The sequence below is a fragment of the Burkholderia sp. BCC1638 genome (assembly GCF_902833195.1).
Classification (GTDB): Bacteria; Pseudomonadota; Gammaproteobacteria; order Burkholderiales; family Burkholderiaceae; genus Burkholderia; species Burkholderia diffusa.
This window is the reverse complement of record NZ_CADFEC010000009.1, coordinates 170,394-183,207: the sequence shown is the minus strand read 5'-3', so window position 1 is coordinate 183,207 and position 12,814 is coordinate 170,394. Positions and strand designations below refer to the sequence as shown.

The 12,814-nt window shown below is 67.2% G+C and carries 14 protein-coding genes; 5 read left to right on the top strand and 9 right to left on the bottom strand.

Annotated elements, in window-relative coordinates; genetic code table 11:
* Positions 1-37: 37 nt before the first annotated feature.
* The 4 genes from HWX22_RS13740 to HWX22_RS13725 form a co-directional block, all read right to left on the bottom strand.
* Positions 38-1,096 (bottom strand): sulfate ABC transporter ATP-binding protein, encoded by a 1,059-nt coding sequence (locus HWX22_RS13740; RefSeq protein WP_059818164.1) that lies wholly within the window; start codon positions 1,094-1,096, stop codon positions 38-40.
* 13 nt (positions 1,097-1,109) lie between these two features.
* Positions 1,110-2,057 (bottom strand): sulfate ABC transporter permease subunit CysW, encoded by a 948-nt coding sequence (gene cysW / locus HWX22_RS13735; RefSeq protein WP_175915813.1) that lies wholly within the window; start codon positions 2,055-2,057, stop codon positions 1,110-1,112.
* Positions 2,054-2,950, bottom strand: a complete 897-nt coding sequence (cysT, locus tag HWX22_RS13730; RefSeq protein WP_175911320.1) for a sulfate ABC transporter permease subunit CysT — start codon at positions 2,948-2,950, stop codon at positions 2,054-2,056. Before cysT ends, cysW begins: the two co-directional genes overlap by 4 nt.
* 137 nt (positions 2,951-3,087) lie before the next feature.
* Positions 3,088-4,125 carry a sulfate ABC transporter substrate-binding protein gene (locus HWX22_RS13725; RefSeq protein WP_059818160.1) on the bottom strand — a complete coding sequence of 346 codons (1,038 nt, stop codon included), beginning with the start codon at positions 4,123-4,125 and terminating at the stop codon, positions 3,088-3,090.
* Between the two features lie 264 nt (positions 4,126-4,389).
* On the opposite strand from HWX22_RS13725, the gene lexA reads away from it, so the two are divergent.
* From lexA to HWX22_RS13710, 3 genes are read left to right on the top strand one after another with little or no spacing between them, the layout of a single operon-like run.
* Positions 4,390-5,037, top strand: a complete 648-nt coding sequence (lexA, locus tag HWX22_RS13720) for a transcriptional repressor LexA (RefSeq protein WP_006754655.1) — start codon at positions 4,390-4,392, stop codon at positions 5,035-5,037.
* Positions 5,038-5,063: 26 nt separating this feature from the next.
* The gene (locus tag HWX22_RS13715; RefSeq protein ID WP_124497513.1) at positions 5,064-5,402 is read left to right on the top strand and encodes a hypothetical protein; all 339 of its coding nucleotides are present in this window, start codon (positions 5,064-5,066) and stop codon (positions 5,400-5,402) included.
* 29 nt (positions 5,403-5,431) lie between these two features.
* Positions 5,432-6,124, top strand: a complete 693-nt coding sequence (locus tag HWX22_RS13710; RefSeq protein ID WP_175915812.1) for a DUF2939 domain-containing protein — start codon at positions 5,432-5,434, stop codon at positions 6,122-6,124.
* 90 nt (positions 6,125-6,214) lie between these two features.
* Here HWX22_RS13710 and HWX22_RS13705 read toward each other — a convergent pair whose 3' ends face one another.
* A complete protein-coding gene (locus HWX22_RS13705; protein ID WP_044843612.1) occupies positions 6,215-6,712 on the bottom strand; it encodes a universal stress protein in 498 nt (165 codons plus the stop codon).
* A gap of 330 nt (positions 6,713-7,042) precedes the next feature.
* Here HWX22_RS13705 and nodI point away from each other — a divergent pair, with 330 nt between their 5' ends.
* Both nodI and HWX22_RS13695 read left to right on the top strand, forming a co-directional pair.
* Positions 7,043-7,957 (top strand): nodulation factor ABC transporter ATP-binding protein NodI, encoded by a 915-nt coding sequence (nodI, locus tag HWX22_RS13700; RefSeq protein ID WP_244135223.1) that lies wholly within the window; start codon positions 7,043-7,045, stop codon positions 7,955-7,957.
* Positions 7,958-7,963: 6 nt separating this feature from the next.
* Complete coding sequence (locus HWX22_RS13695; protein WP_175915811.1) at positions 7,964-8,797, top strand: ABC transporter permease; 834 nt, start codon at positions 7,964-7,966, stop codon at positions 8,795-8,797.
* Between the two features lie 51 nt (positions 8,798-8,848).
* On the opposite strand, the gene HWX22_RS13690 is transcribed toward HWX22_RS13695, so the two are convergent.
* The 4 genes from HWX22_RS13690 to HWX22_RS13675 form a co-directional block, all read right to left on the bottom strand.
* The gene (locus tag HWX22_RS13690) at positions 8,849-9,271 is read right to left on the bottom strand and encodes a hypothetical protein (RefSeq protein ID WP_059691758.1); all 423 of its coding nucleotides are present in this window, start codon (positions 9,269-9,271) and stop codon (positions 8,849-8,851) included.
* A gap of 223 nt (positions 9,272-9,494) precedes the next feature.
* Positions 9,495-10,553, bottom strand: a complete 1,059-nt coding sequence (locus tag HWX22_RS13685) for a permease (RefSeq protein ID WP_175915810.1) — start codon at positions 10,551-10,553, stop codon at positions 9,495-9,497.
* Complete coding sequence (gene mnmH, locus HWX22_RS13680) at positions 10,550-11,677, bottom strand: tRNA 2-selenouridine(34) synthase MnmH (protein WP_175911317.1); 1,128 nt, start codon at positions 11,675-11,677, stop codon at positions 10,550-10,552. Before mnmH ends, HWX22_RS13685 begins: the two co-directional genes overlap by 4 nt.
* Before the next feature lie 64 nt (positions 11,678-11,741).
* Positions 11,742-12,695, bottom strand: a complete 954-nt coding sequence (locus tag HWX22_RS13675) for a LysR family transcriptional regulator (protein ID WP_175915809.1) — start codon at positions 12,693-12,695, stop codon at positions 11,742-11,744.
* Positions 12,696-12,814 lie beyond the last annotated feature (119 nt).

The following is a 12,814-nucleotide window of genomic DNA, read 5'->3' as shown; positions in this document are numbered from 1 at the left end:
GCGGTATCCGCCCTCTTCTCTTTACCGGGCTCGGGCGTCAGTGTGCGGGAAATACGCGGACCGCGCGCGGCACGGCCGTCGCGCCGTCGCCGACCTGCAGCGCGAGCGCGCGCCACGCGTCGCGATCGAGTTCCGCTTCGAGTGCGCCGCCCGTGCGGGCCTCGAGCTCGACGCGCACCGAGCCGCCGAGCGGGATCACGCGGCGCACGTCGACCGCGATGCCGTCGCGATGGCCGTCGCCGGCCGGCCACAGCTGCAGGTCGTGCGGTCGCACGTACGCGTTCGCGGGGCCCGCGAAATCGGCGTCGACCGCGATCGGCGCAGCCGCCCCCTCGGCGACGAAGCCGCGCCCGGCGACCGTGCCGGGCAGCCGGTTCGCTGCGCCGAGAAACTCGTAGACGAACGCGCTTTGCGGATGATCGTAGACGTCCTGCGGGCTGCCGACCTGCTCCACGTGGCCGCGGTTCAGCACGACGATCCGGTCGGCCACTTCCAGCGCCTCTTCCTGGTCGTGCGTGACGAAGATCGTCGAGATGTGCAGGTCGTCGTGCAGGCGCCGCAACCAGCCGCGCAGTTCCTTGCGCACCTTCGCGTCGAGCGCGCCGAACGGCTCGTCGAGCAGCAGCACCTTCGGCTCGACCGCGAGCGCACGGGCCAGCGCGATCCGCTGGCGCTGGCCGCCCGACAGCTCGGACGGGTAGCGCTGCGCGAGCCAGTCGAGCTGCACGAGCTTCAGCAGCTCGTGCACCTTCTCGCGGATCACGGTTTCGGACGGCCGTTCGCGGCGCGGCTTCACGCGCAGCCCGAACGCGACGTTCTCGAACACGGTCATGTGGCGGAACAGCGCGTAATGCTGGAACACGAAGCCGACCTGGCGATCGCGCGCGCCGACCGACGCGACGTCGAGCCCCTGCAGCACGACCTGGCCGGCGTCCGCGTGCTCGAGGCCCGCGATCACGCGCAGCAGCGTGGTCTTGCCGCAGCCCGACGGCCCGAGCAGCGCGACGAGCTCGCCCGGCGGAAAGTCGAGCGACACATCGTCGAGCGCGGTGAAATCGCCGAAGCGCTTCTGAAGGTGACGGACGGTAATACCCATTCTGGTTGCCTCTTTACGATTTCGACGAAATGGCGGCGACGGGGCCGGCATGAGCGGGAACGTCATCGCGTGCGCCGGCCAGTTCGGCGGCGAGGTGACGTTCGGCGAGCAGCTTCAGCGCGAGCGTGACGAGCGCGAGCAGCGCCAGCACCGACGCCACCGCGAACGCCGCCGCGAAGTTGTATTCGTTGTACAGGATCTCGACGTGCAGCGGCATCGTGTCGGTCACGCCGCGGATGTGGCCCGACACGACCGACACCGCACCGAACTCGCCCATCGCACGCGCATTGCACAGGATCACACCGTACAGCAGGCCCCACTTCACGTTCGGCAGCGTCACGCGCCGGAAGATCTGCCAGCCCGATGCGCCGAGCACGCGCGCGGCCTCTTCCTCGTCGGTGCCCTGCGCCTGCATCAGCGGAATCAGCTCGCGCGCGACGAACGGAAACGTGACGAAGATCGTCGCGAGCACGATGCCCGGCACCGCGAAGATGATCTGCACGTCGTGGTCCTGCAGCCACGGCCCGAGCCAGCCCTGCGCGCCGAACAGCAACACGTAGACGAGGCCCGAGATCACCGGCGACACGGAGAACGGCAGGTCGATCAGCGTGGTCAGCAACGCCTTGCCGCGGAATTCGAACTTCGCGATCGCCCACGATGCGCACACGCCGAACACGAGGTTCAACGGCACCGCGATCACGGCGACGGTCAGCGTCAGCTTGATTGCCGACCATGCGTCGGGATCGGCGAGCGATTCGAGATAGAAGCCGACGCCCTTGCGCAGCGCCTCGAAGAACACCGCGGCGAGCGGCACGACGAGGAAGAACGCAAGGAACGTCAGCGCGACGCCGATCAGCAGCCAGCGCACGGCTCGCGGCTCGCTGACGGGGTCGAGCTGCTTCGCGGCGCGCACGCGCGCGACGGACGGGTCGTTCAGCACGGCGTTGGACTCCTGGGTCATTGCTGGCCTCCTGCTGCTGCGGCAACGGTGACGGTCGCCGGCGCGGGGCCGCTCGCGCCCTTGCTCGTGCGGCGCTGCAGATACCACTGCAGCGAGTTGATCAACAGCAGCATCAGGAACGACACGACCAGCATCACGACCGCCAGCGCGGTCGCGCCCGCATAGTCGTACTGCTCGAGCTTCGTGATGATCAGCAGCGACGTGATCTCGGATTTCATCGGCACGTTGCCGGCGATGAAGATGACCGAGCCGTACTCGCCGAGCGCGCGCGCGAACGCCAGCGCGAAGCCGGTGAGCAGCGCCGGCAGCACGGCCGGCAGCACGACGCGGCGGAACGTCAGCCAGCGCGATGCGCCGAGGCATGCGGCGGCCTCTTCCTGCTCGCGCTCGAAATCCTCGAGCACCGGCTGCACGGTGCGCACGACGAACGGCAGCCCGATGAAGGTCAGCGCCACCAGCACGCCGATCGGCGTGAACGCGATCTTGATGCCGAACGGCGCGAGATACTGGCCGACCCAGCCGTTGGTCGCATAGACGGCCGCGAGCGAGATGCCGGCGACCGACGTCGGCAGCGCGAACGGCAGATCGACGATCGCGTCGACGAGGCGCTTGAACGGGAACGTGTAGCGCACCAGCACCCACGCGACGAGAAAGCCGAACACGGCGTTGATCAATGCGCCGCCGAGCGCGGCGGAGAACGTCAGCCGGTACGACGCGAGCACGCGCGGCGACGCGACGGCGGTGACGAACTGGTCCCACGACAGCGTCGCGGTCTTCAGGAACGTGGCGGCGAGCGGAATCAGCACCACGAGGCTCAAATAGGCCACCGTGATGCCGAGCGTCACGCCGAAACCGGGCAGCGCGCTCGGCTTGCGAAAGGTGTACGTCGTCATCGGATGCTCTTGCTGGGTCGTTGCTGCTCATGGGCCCGACGCAAACGCCGGCGCGGGGAGTCGCGCCGGCGGGCCGTCGGGGATGCGGCGCGCTCTCGTGGCGCGCCGCTGTCGTTATGGCTTGTTGCTGCGTGGCGTTACTGCGGCTTGTAGATCGAGTCGAACACGCCGCCGTCCGCAAAATGCGTCTTCTGCGCATTCGTCCAGCCGCCGAACGTGTCGTCGACCGTGTACAGCTTCAGCTTCGGGAACTGCTTCGTCAGCTCCGCCGGCACGTTCTTCGAGCGCGGGCGGTAGTAGTTGCGCGCCGCGATTTCCTGGCCCTGCGGGCTGTACAGGAAATTCAGGTAGGCCTCGGCCAGCTTGCGCGTGCCCTTCTTGTCCACCACCTTGTCGACCACCGCGACGGGCGGTTCGGCCAGGATGCTCACCGACGGCACGACGATCTCGAACTTGTCCGTGCCGAATTCCTTGATCGACAGGAACGCCTCGTTTTCCCACGCGATCAGCACGTCGCCGATCCCGCGCTGCACGAAGCTCGTCGTCGCGCCGCGCGCGCCCGAGTCGAGCACGCCCGCGTTCTTGTAGAGCTTCGTCACGAATTCCTTCGCGCTCTGCTCGTTGCCGCCCGGCTTGTGAACGGCGTATGCCCATGCGGCCAAATAATTCCAGCGCGCGCCGCCCGACGTCTTCGGGTTCGGCGTGACGATCGAGATGCCCGGCTTGGTCAGGTCGTCCCAGTCCTTGATCCCTTTCGGGTTGCCCTTGCGCACCAGGAACACGATCGTCGACGTGTACGGCGATGCGTTGTCCGGCAGGCGCTTCTGCCAGTCCTTGTTGACGAGCCCCTTGTTGGCGATCGCGTCGATGTCGTAGGCGAGCGCCAACGTCACGACGTCGGCCTGCAGGCCGTCGAGCACCGAGCGCGCCTGCGCGCCCGAGCCGCCGTGCGACTGCTTGAAGTTGACCGTCTCGCCCGTCTTCGCCTTCCACTCCTTGCCGAACGCCTGGTTGAAGTCCTGATACAGCTCGCGCGTCGGGTCGTAGGACACGTTCAGGAACGTCGTATCGGCCTGGGCGTGCGTCGCCACGCCCAGCGCTGCCGCCGCGCCCAGCGCGAGTGTTGCGATCAGGCGGCCCACTCCGCCCACCAGCCCCGTATTGCGCTTCGCCATCCTTGGTTCTCCAGTGTTGTCGGTCTTGCGATGTCGGGCCAGTCTAGCGAACGGGCTACATGATTAAAAATAATCGTTCTTCATTTTTTAATACTCAAAAGTGCTAACGCAGACGGGACGGACGGTTGCGGCGGACAAACCGGCGTCCGGGCGTCGCGAAATCGCGCCGGAACCGGCGCGATCGCGTCGAACCTCAAGTAACACTTGAAATTCGCGAAGTACTGTATAAAAATACAGCTCACTGTCTATCCATACAGTTCAGCCATGACCAAACTCACCGCCCGTCAGCAGCAAGTGTTCGACTTGATCCGCCGCGCGATCGAGCGCTCCGGTTTCCCGCCCACGCGCGCCGAGATTGCGGCAGAGCTGGGTTTCAGCTCGCCGAACGCGGCCGAGGAACACCTCCGTGCGCTTGCGCGCAAGGGTGTGATCGAGCTGGCCGCCGGCGCGTCACGCGGCATCCGCCTGCTCGGCATCGACGACGCCCCGCACCAGTTCACGCTGCCGCACGCCGGCCTGATGCAACTGTCGCTGCCGCTCGTCGGCCGCGTGGCGGCCGGCAGCCCGATCCTCGCGCAGGAGCACATCTCGCAGCATTACGCGTGCGATCCCGCGCTGTTCACCAGCAAGCCCGATTACCTGCTGAAGGTGCGCGGCCTGTCGATGCGCGACGCCGGCATTCTCGACGGCGACCTGCTCGCCGTGCAGAAGCGCACGGAAGCGAAGGACGGCCAGATCATCGTCGCGCGCCTCGGCGACGACGTCACGGTCAAGCGCCTGATGCGCCGGCCCGGCGGCCTCGAGCTGATCGCGGAGAACCCGGATTACGAAAACATCTTCGTCAAGGCCGGCAGCGCGGAATTCGCGCTGGAAGGCATCGCCGTCGGGCTGATCCGCTCGGGCGAACTCTGACAATCGGTCTCGCTGAGGAGAACATCATGGAACGCCTTTCCCGTCTGCTGCCTTTCCGTCAATTCGGCCGCCTGCGTCACCTGCGCGGCCGCACGCCCTGCGCGCCGCTGTCCGCCACGGCGCCCGTGGTGAGCCAAGAAGTCGCAGTTGAACGGCAGGCGTCGCTGCTGCCGTCAGCGCTTCCCGCGTTCGCGCGGGTTTCGCTGAACGCCGGCCTGAATCACGCGGAGCCGGCGCGCCGTGCGCCCGTGCGCGTCTATCACGGCCGGTCGCGCCTGATCATGGTCGGGACGATCGATGCCGTGTGCCGGATGATCGATCGCTGCATCGCCGAGGAACGATCGGCCACGCACGGCGGTCTCTGATTGCGGAACCTGTCCGCACCGGAGGCATCGTGACTGGATCTTCGGGCCGCGCGTGGCGGCTCAAGCCCTTGCTGATTGTCGTGCTGGCCGTCGCCGTCCTGATGGCGATCGGTTACGCGTACGCATCGCCGTACGTCGCGCTCGGTCGCCTGAAATCGGCGATCGACGCGCGCGATGCGCAAGCGGTCAGCGAATATGTCGATTTTCCGTCGCTGCGCATCAGCCTGAAGCAGCAGGTGACGGAAGAGTTGATGCGCCGGATCGACGCGGTGAAGAAGGACAATCCGTTCGCGGTGATTGGCGCGCTGATCGGGTCTGCGTTGATCGGCCCGCTGGTCGATGCCTATGCGACACCGGAAGGTGTAGCGGCGCTGATGAGCGGCGTTCCCCCGCGCGGCAATCCGGGCGAACGGCCGCCCGAATGGTCGGGCCCGCCATCAGGCGCTGCGCCTGGCAACGCACCGGCCGCGCCGCCGGTCAATCCGGCGAACGCACCCGCGCCGAGCGGCAATGCCCCCGCGTCGGCCGCAGCTACGCCCGCCATCGCGCCCGCCAGCTCCGGGGAGGCGGGTCATCCGCAGCAAACGAGCGCCGGCTACCGGAATATCGATGAATTTGTCGTGACCTACCAGCGCCGCGCCGACGGCACGCGCTATGCGGCGATCTTCCACCGCTTCGGCTTGTTCTCGTGGAAGCTGTCGGCGATCGACCTGCACGCCTGAGCGGCCGCACTCGGCGTAGCTGCCGCTAGCGGCACGGCACGCGGCCGGCACGAATCGCAGTACGACCCGGCCGGTCTCACGATCATTGCATTACTTGCCGCTCGCGGTGGCCGCTTCGCGTTCGCGTGCGATCTCGGCCTTTTGCTCTTCCGCCGACGAACATGCGACCAGAATGCTGCAGTTCACGCGATCGAGCAGTTGCGTGTTGCCCGACCCCATCCACCATCTCGACAACCCGCTACGGCACCGATGGCCGACGACGACGAGGTCGGCCTTCAATTCCGTCGCAAGATTCGCGATTTCGTCGATCGGATAGCCAAATGCGAAATGGCCTTCCGCCTGAACGCCGCGCTCGCGCAGCCAGTTCACGCCCTCCTGCAGGATCTCGCGCGCGGTTTCCTCGAAGCGGCCGCACGCGACGTCGGTCAGCAGCCCGGCGCTTTGCGCGATGCTCGAGCGCATGTCGACGACCGACAACAAATGCGTTTCCGCCTTCAGGTCCAGCGCGAGATTGGCACCGCACCGCAATGCCTTGCGTCCTTCGAGCGTGCCGTCGTAGCACAGCAGAATCTTGTTGTAGCTAGCCATGAAACCTCCCTGTCGCGACTACGTACCCTATGCACTCATCATGGTGCGCCGCAATTCCGGACGCAAGGGATGGAAAACGCTGATTCGCCACGCCGGGCGCGTCGGCGATGATGCGGTGCACGATCCGTGCGCGCATGCACCGTGCCGCGCGGGGCCGCCCTGAAGAGACGCAGCCGATGCACTAGAATGGCCCGTTCGTGCCGTCGACGTGCGTTTGCCTCGGTCATGCCCATGTGACACGCATTCATCCGATCCGTTCGCCGGCCGGCATGCCCGTCCGACCGGCCGCGAAACGCGTCCGCGTCCGCTGATTACAACGACAACCTGCCCATGTCCGTTGCACCGATCGATTTCCGGAACGTCGAAAAGCGCTATGGCGACAAGCTTGTCGTCAATGACCTGTCCTTCCACGTGCAGGCTGGCGAATGCTATGGCCTGCTCGGGCCGAACGGCGCCGGCAAGACCACCACGCTGAAGATGTTGCTCGGCCTCGCGTATCCCGACGCCGGCACCATTTCACTCTGCGGCGAGCCGGTTCCGTCACGCGCGCGACATGCGCGCCAGCGCGTCGGCGTCGTCCCGCAGTTCGACAACCTCGACCCGGACTTTACGGTCCGCGAGAACCTGCTCGTGTTCAGCCGCTATTTCGGCATGTCGGCACACGCCGCACGCGCGCTCGTGCAACCGCTGCTCGAATTCGCGAAGCTGGAAAACAAGGGCGATGCGAAGGTCGGCGAATTGTCGGGCGGCATGAAGCGCCGTCTGACGCTCGCACGCGCGCTCGTCAACGATCCCGACGTGCTGGTGCTCGACGAACCGACGACGGGTCTCGATCCGCAGGCGCGGCACCTGATGTGGGAGCGGTTGCGGTCGCTGCTCGCGCGCGGCAAGACGATCCTGATCACCACGCATTTCATGGAGGAAGCCGAGCGCCTGTGCGACCGGCTGTGCGTGATCGAGGAAGGCCGCAAGATCGCCGAAGGCGCGCCGCACGCGCTGATCGAATCGGAGATCGGCTGCGACGTGATCGAGATCTACGGGCCGGAGCCGGTCGCGCTGCGCGACGAACTGGCGCCGTTCGCGAAGCACACCGAGATCAGCGGCGAGACGCTGTTCTGCTACGTGACCGATCCCGAGCCGCTCAGTGCGCGACTCAAGGGTCGCACGGGATTGCGCTATCTGCATCGTCCGGCCAATCTGGAGGACGTGTTCCTGCGGCTCACGGGCCGCGAAATGCAGGACTGATCGATCATGGACGTACGCAACTATTCCGCCGCCGCGCCGTCCGCACCGCCACGCGAATCACGCTTCGCGATCGCGTTGCCCGCGAATGCCACCAACTGGATTGCCGTGTGGCGACGCAACTACCTCGTGTGGCGCAAGCTCGCGCTCGCCTCGTTGTTCGGCAACCTCGCCGATCCGATGATCTACCTGTTCGGGCTGGGGTTCGGGCTCGGCCTGATGCTCGGCCACGTCGACGGCGTGTCGTATATCGCGTTCCTCGCGGCCGGCACGGTCGGTTCGAGCGTGATGATGTCCGCGAGCTTCGAATCGATGTATTCGGGCTTCTCGCGAATGCACGTGCAGCGCACCTGGGAAGCGATCATGCACACGCCGCTCGCGCTGGGCGACATCGTGCTCGGGGAGATTGTCTGGGGGGCGAGCAAGGCGCTGCTGTCCGGCGTCGCGATCATGCTCGTCGCGGGCCTGCTCGGCTATGCGCGGTTTCCGTCGATGCTCGCGGCGCTGCCCGTGATCGCACTCGCCGGCCTCGCGTTCGCGAGCACGGCGATGATCGTCACCGCGCTCGCGCCGTCTTACGACTTCTTCATGTTCTATCAGACGCTCGTGCTGACGCCGATGCTGCTGCTGTCGGGCGTGTTCTTCCCGATCACGCAGTTGCCGCCGGTCGCGCAGCATGCGGCGCACATGCTGCCGCTCGCGAACGCGGTCGAACTGATCCGCCCCGCGATGCTCGGCCGGCCGGCGATGGACGTCGGCCTGCATCTCGCGGTGCTCGCCGGCTATGCGGTCGGCGGATTCGTGGTCTCCGCGTGGCTGTTCCGGCGGCGGATGATGCGCTGACGGCCGGGGCGCACGGCGACCGCGCGATGCTGCGATGAAATGGCGACGACGTTACTCGTCGTCGTCGCTCCACGGGATCTCGACGTCGGTCAGGAATGCGACGGTCGCCAGCGGACCGCCTTCCTGGCGGCCGAGCTTGCCGTCCGCGCGATGCCATTCGACGCGAAACTGCGTACCCGGATCGTCGGCGACGAGATAGACCGCGCGCAGCTCTTCCGCGTCGGCCTCGTCGACCGGACCGTCGAACGACACCAGCATCTTCTGCGGCCACAGGCCGTTCACCGGATCGTAAATGCGGTCGCCCTGCGGAATGTCGATGCTGGCCTCGACGCCGATCGTGGCGGAGGCTTCGATGATCATCGTGCCGAGTGCGTTCAGCACGGCAGTCGCCCGCGCGGAATTGGCCTGGCGGATCGCGAGATCGCCGCGCGTCAGCGCCTTTTCGAGTCGAGGATGAATCTTCGGTTGGGTCATGCGTTTTCCTGTTTGCTTCTTGTAAAGGGCACCGCGCGCGTGAAGCGGCGGCGCCGGATGAATACGACGGTCGCGCGGCGGGATCGGTCGGCGCGCGGCACTGCTGCCATCGCACAGGCCCGGTCGCCGGCAGCCGGGCATGTCGCGCCCCGCGCTCCGACCGGGCACACGCGCCGGACTTGTCCGGCCGTCGCGCCCGATCGCCGTTCCGCCCGCGTGTCCGTCAGAACCCGAACGCGATCGCGAGCAGCCCGCTCACGATCCCGAACACGACGACGAGGCCCGTGACGATCACCAGCATGTACGGCTTGAACGAGCGCGCGAGCATCGCGAGCGACGGCACGCTGATTGGCGGCAGCGTCATCAACAGCGCAGCGGCCGGGCCGACGCCCATGCCGAGCGACAGCATCGCCTGGATGATCGGCACCTCGCCGGCCGTCGGGATCACGAACAACGTGCCCGCGACCGCGAACGCGATGATCCAGCCGAGATGATTGCCGATGTCCGGGCCGATATGCGGGAACAGCCACGCGCGCGCCGCGCCGAGCAGCAGCACGAGCACGATGTATTCGGGCACGAGCCGCACGGCCATGCGTGCGAGCAGCTTCATCCAGCGGACAAACGGATTGCCCGCGGCGGCCTGCTCGGCCACCAGCGCGGCGAGTTGCGCATCGTCGATGCTGCGATCCTCGGGACGCGCGATACGGTTCAGCAGATAGCCGATCCCGAACACCATCGCGACGCCGAGCACGAGCCGCAGCGCGCTCCAGTGCCAGCCGAGCACGAAGCCCATGAACACCAGCGCGGCCGGATTCAGGACCGTGTTGCCGAGCCAGAACGCGACCGCGCCGCCCGGCGACGCGTGCCGCGCGCGGAGGCCCGCGACGACCGGCGCCGCGCAGCACGTGCACATCATGCCGGGCAGCGACAGCAGGCCGCCCGCGGCGACACTGCCGAAGCCCGTGCGGCCGAGCACGCGCGCGACCCAGTGCGCCGGCAGCAGCGCCTGCACGGCCGAACCGAGCAGCAGACCGAGCACCATGGCCTGCCAGATCGCCTTGCCGTACGCCCACGCGTAGTCGAGCGCCGCCTTCAGCGACGGCTCGGGCGCGCTCGCCGACGTGCCCATCAGGATCGACTGGCCGATCGAATGATGCTCGGCGGCGACGAACGCCTTGTTGTAATACGGGAACCATTTCACGTAGAACAGTCCCGCGACCGCGATCAGCAGGAAAGTCATCCAGCCGAGCGCCGGACTGGGTTGGGTGCGTGTGGTCGTCATCGTGTGGTGATCGTAGGGTTGTTGTCGATGTCGGCTCGCGCCGCCGCGCCGGCGGCGGGCGATGCCGGCAGTCCCGCCTGCGCGAGCGCGTCGAGCAGCGCGCGCGCCTGGTGGCGCCCGTCGGCCGCGTTCGGCCGGAAAGTGAACGTCAGTGCGCGATTCGGCTTGTCGTGCGACGAACGATAGGTGCGCGCATAGGCGGGATCGTAATGCTTGTCGATCAGCGTGCGGAACAGTTCGGTGCGCTCGTTCGCATCGATCAGTGCGCTCCAGCGCGCGACCTCTTCACGGCTGTGCAGGCCGATCAGCCGTTCGAGCTGCGCCTTGAACACTGCCGGCTCGTCGAACAGATGGGCGTAATCCTCGAGCAGGAAAGCGATACGTTCGTCGTGCGCTGCCTCGACCTGCACCCACGGCCCCGCGTGAAACGCGTCCAGCAACGCGAGCGGCAGCTGCACGAGCCCGATCTTGCGGCTTTCCGATTCGACGAACACGGGCCATGCGGGGTCGAAACGCTCGAGCGCGCCGACGAGCCTCGAATCGAAGGACTTCTGCGTCGGCTGCGGCACCCCCGGCAACGCACCGAGCAGCGAGCCGCGGTGGCATGCGAGCGCCTCGAGATCGAGCGTCTGTGCGCCTTCGTCGCGCAGCGCGTTCAGGAGCCGCGTCTTGCCGCAGCCCGTGTGACCGACGAGCGCGATGTAGCGGAACCGCGTCGGCAGCGTATCGAGCGTCGCGCATACCGAGCGGCGGTACGACTTGTACCCACCCTCGAGCTGGCGCGCCTGCCAGCCGATCAGGTTGAACCAGGTCGTCATCGAACCGGAACGCTTGCCGCCGCGCCAGCAGTAGATCAACGGCCGCCAGTTGCGCGGCCGATCGGCGAACGTGGTGTCGAGATGGCGCGCGATGTTGCGCGCGACCATCGCCGCGCCGACGCGCGTCGCCTCGTACGGCGACACCTGGCGGTACATCGTGCCGACGATCACGCGCTCCTCGTTGCTGAGCACGGGCGCGTTCAGCGCGCCGGGAATATGATCCTCGGCGAACTCGAGCGGCGTGCGCACGTCGATGATCTCGTCGAACTCGCCGGCGCGATCGAGGGTGACAATCAGGTTCTTCAATTTGGCGTCGAACAGGGGCGATGCGGCTCGGCGAGCCGCACGGGCACGGAAGGCGGATTCGCGATTATCTCATGCCCGGGCGTCTCGGGCCGTGCACGGCAACCGGCGGGGGCGACGCGCTGCTCATCACGTCGATCAGATGGTCGCGAAACGCGCGCACCGACGCGGGCAGATCGCGCCCCGCCATGGTCTGCACCTGGATGCTGCGCTCGCGTAGCTGGGGATTCGTGACGGGCAAGACGACGAAGCCGTCCGCGTCGAAACGGTCCCGCACCGATAGCAGCCCCGTGAACATCACCGCGCCGGTACGCTGCGCGTAGCGGTACATCGCCGCGGTGTTGTTGCTGGTCAGTTCCGGCTCGAGCATGAGCCCGTCGAGCACGCACGCGATGTCGATCAGCTGGCGCACCGTCGTACCGGCCTCGGGCAGCACGTGCGGATGCCGCGCGACATCGGCAAGCGACACCGAGTCGCGCGCCGCGAGCGGATGATCGCGCCGCACGAGCGCGAAGACCGGCGCACGCTCCGTGTGTTCGACACGCACGCCCTTCTCCGGCGCCAGGCTGAACGTCAGACCGATGTCGGCATCGCCGTCGCGCACGCGCCGTGTCGCCTCCGCCGGCGACACGACCCACACCGAGAAATCGACGCCCGGGTGGCGCGCCTTGAAGCCCGCGAGCGCGCCCGGCAGGAAATCGATCGCGAACCCTTCCGAGCAGGCGATCTTCAACAGGCTGCCGTGCAGCGCCTCCAATCCGCCGATTTCCTTCATCACATGCTCGGCCTCCAGCAGGCTGCGCTGCGCGAAGCCCAGCAGCCGCTCGCCGGCCTCCGACAATGCCATCCCGCGCGGCCGGCGTTCGAACAGCGGCGCGCCGAGTTCGCTCTCGAGCTTCGCGATCTGCCGGCTGATCGCCGAGACGGCCACGTGCAGCCTCGCGGATGCGTCGCTGATCGACCCCGTGCGCGCCACTTCGACGAAATACCGCAACGCAAGACCATGCAGGAAAGCCGCCATTGTTCTGTCCCCGGGCCCGTCACCGAGGCCGCTCCGCTTTGCCTTTTCGGCAAAGAAATGTTCGAAATTCGATCATTGTGACAAAAAAAACGGCTTTCTAGAATCGATCGCACTCTCGG